This is a genomic window from Mycobacterium sp. (assembly GCF_052144515.1).
Lineage (GTDB): Bacteria > Actinomycetota > Actinomycetes > Mycobacteriales > Mycobacteriaceae > Mycobacterium.
On record NZ_JBKQQD010000114.1, the window covers coordinates 1 to 2,951 of the forward strand.

Annotated in this window: 1 protein-coding gene, 1 pseudogene and 1 riboswitch; the gene and the pseudogene both read left to right on the plus strand. The window is 67.9% G+C overall.

Translation table 11 applies throughout. The features are described 5' to 3' along the window. Positions 1–134: pseudogene (locus tag ACLP9N_RS07195) on the plus strand (NAD-dependent dehydratase); the annotation flags it as partial. Positions 135–136: 2 nt separating this feature from the next. Beyond that, positions 137–378: riboswitch (cobalamin riboswitch) on the plus strand. A gap of 141 nt (positions 379–519) precedes the next feature. Then, positions 520–2,790, plus strand: a complete 2,271-nt coding sequence (metE, locus tag ACLP9N_RS07200) for a 5-methyltetrahydropteroyltriglutamate--homocysteine S-methyltransferase (RefSeq protein ID WP_442406744.1) — start codon at positions 520–522, stop codon at positions 2,788–2,790. Positions 2,791–2,951 lie beyond the last annotated feature (161 nt).

A 2,951-nucleotide genomic window follows, 5' to 3' on the forward strand; every position in this document is an offset into this window, starting at 1 on the left:
AGGGCAATGGGGAGGTCTCCCGCGCGGACGTCGCGCATGTGGTGGCCGCCGCCCTGGCGGACGATTCGACGATCGGCCGAACCATCGACTTCAACAACGGCGACGTCCCCATCGCCAAGGCGCTGGCGGGCTGAGTAAGCTCCACTACGCAGCTGGTCTGCCGTCGACGTATCACGCGGCGACGGCATCGAGCGAGGCACGTTAGCAATGCCTCGTGAGGGAACCCGGTGAGAGTCCGGGACTGTCCCGCAGCGGTATGCAGGAACGACCGCCGTCACAAAAGCACTGGTCCCCTGGGACTGGGAAGCGACGGCCATTAGGAGCACCACCGGGTGCGCGCCTGCGAGTCCGAAGACCTGCCAGCCGTGCCGGACGTGCCGCGTCCGGCGGCTCATCGCCTCGTGGACCGGGCGTTTGGCTGTGCGCTTTGCGATGGTGCGCCAAAGGCGTGCCGGGCAAAGCGGAATGGCTGCGCGTCCGTCGGCGGTGAACCACCCACGTCGATGGATAGGACGATTCATGACCTCTCAACGCTTCACCGCCACGGTTACCGGCTCCCCCCGCATCGGCCCGAAACGCGAACTCAAACGCGCGACCGAAGGCTATTGGGCGGGACGCACCAGCCGATCGGAGCTGGAGTCCGTTGCCGCGACATTGCGCCGCGACATGTGGTCTCACTTAGCCTCCGCCGGATTGGATTCGGTGCCGGTCAACACCTTCTCGTATTACGACCAGATGCTCGACACGGCGGTCATGCTGGGCGCGCTGCCGGCCCGGGCCACCGACATCTCCGACGAGCTGGACCGGTACTTCGCCCTGGCGCGCGGTAACAACGAAATCGCGCCGCTGGAGATGACCAAGTGGTTCGACACCAACTACCACTACCTGGTCCCCGAGATCGAGCCCGCGACCCGGTTCGCGCTGAACCCGGGTAAGGTGCTCTCCGAGCTGAAAGAAGCCCTCGGACAGGGAATTCCGGCCCGCCCGGTCGTCATCGGCCCGATCACCTTCCTGCTGCTCAGCAAGGGCATCAACGGCGCGGGCGCGCCGATCGACCGGCTCGAAGAGCTGGTGCCCATTTACTCCGAGCTGTTGTCGCTGCTCGCCGATCACGGTGCGCGGTGGGTGCAGTTCGACGAGCCGGCGCTGGTGACCGACATCTCCCCCGACGCTCCCGCGCTGGCCGAGGCGGTCTACAACGCGCTGGGCTCGGTGAGCAACCGGCCCGCCATCTGCGTCGCCACCTACTTCGGCGACCCCGGCGCTTCCTTGGGCGGGCTGGCCCGCACGCCCGTCGAAGCGATCGGCGTGGACCTGGTCGCCGGCCCCGGAACCCAGGTCGCGGCGGTGCCCGAGCTCGCCGGCAAGACGCTGGTGGCCGGCGTGGTCGACGGGCGCAACGTCTGGCGCACGGACCTGGAGTCGGCTTTGAGCACATTGGCCAGCCTGCTGGGTTCGGCCGCTTCCGTCGCGGTTTCGACATCGTGCTCGACGCTGCACGTGCCGTACTCGCTGGAGCCCGAAACCGGACTCGACGACAACCTGCGCAGCTGGTTGGCGTTCGGGGCTGAAAAGGTACGCGAGGTCGTCCTTCTCGCGCGCGCACTGTGCGATGGACGGGACTCCGTCGGCGACGAGATAGCGGCGTCCAACGCCGCCGTGGCATCGCGCCGCGGCGATCCACGGTTGCACAACGACCACGTCCGGGCGCGTATCACCTCGATCCTCGCCTCGGGCACGCGCCGCGGCGACGCCGCGCGTCGCCGCGCCCAGCAGGAGGAACGCCTGCATCTGCCCCCCCTCCCGACGACGACGATCGGCTCCTACCCGCAGACGTCGGCGATCCGCAAGGCGCGTGCGGCTTTTCGGGCCGGCGAGATCGACGAGGCCGAGTACGTCGGCAAGATGAAGCAGGAGATCGCCGACGTCGTCAAGCTGCAGGAGAAGCTCGGGCTCGATGTGTTGGTGCACGGCGAGCCGGAGCGCAACGACATGGTGCAGTACTTCGCCGAGCAGCTGGAGGGCTTCTTCGCCACGCAGAACGGCTGGGTGCAGTCGTATGGCAGCCGCTGCGTGCGCCCGCCGATCCTGTACGGGGACGTGTCGCGGCCCCACCCGATGACGGTCGAGTGGATCAGCTACGCGCAATCCCTGACCGACAAACCGGTGAAGGGCATGCTGACCGGACCCGTCACGATCCTGGCCTGGTCGTTCGTCCGCGACGACCAGCCGCTGGCCGACACCGCCAACCAGGTGGCGCTGGCCATCCGCGACGAGACCGAGGACCTGCAGGCCGCCGGCATCGCGCTGATCCAAGTCGACGAGCCCGCGCTGCGCGAGCTGCTACCCCTGCGGCGCGCACAGCAGGACGACTACGTGCGTTGGGCCGTGGCGGCTTTCCGGTTGGCGACCTCGGGTGTCGCCGACTCGACGCAGATCCACACCCATCTGTGCTACTCGGAATTCGGTGAGGTGATCGGGGCCATCGCCGACCTGGACGCCGACGTCACGTCCCTGGAGGCGGCGCGCTCGCACATGGAGGTGCTGGACGACCTGAACTCGGTCGGCTTCTCCAACAGCGTGGGGCCGGGCGTCTACGACATCCACTCGCCACGGGTGCCCAGCGCAGGAGAGATGGCGAAGTCGCTGCGCGCCGCGCTGAAAGCGCTTCCCCCGCAACGGTTGTGGGTCAATCCCGACTGCGGGCTCAAAACCCGCTCGGTCGACGAGGTGACCGCCGCCCTGCGGAACATGGTCGCCGCGGCGAAGCAGGTCCGGGCCGGGGCCTAGCTCTCGCTCGGTGAACCTAGTGTCGTGAGTCGTCAATTCGTCGACACCGTGCTGGCGCACTTGTCGGCAGCGAATGCGAGGCTTCGGTGAGCGAGATCGACGCTAGCGTGCTCGTCACTCGCACTTCTTCGCGCCAACGTCAATCTCGATGGAGCCTCGTC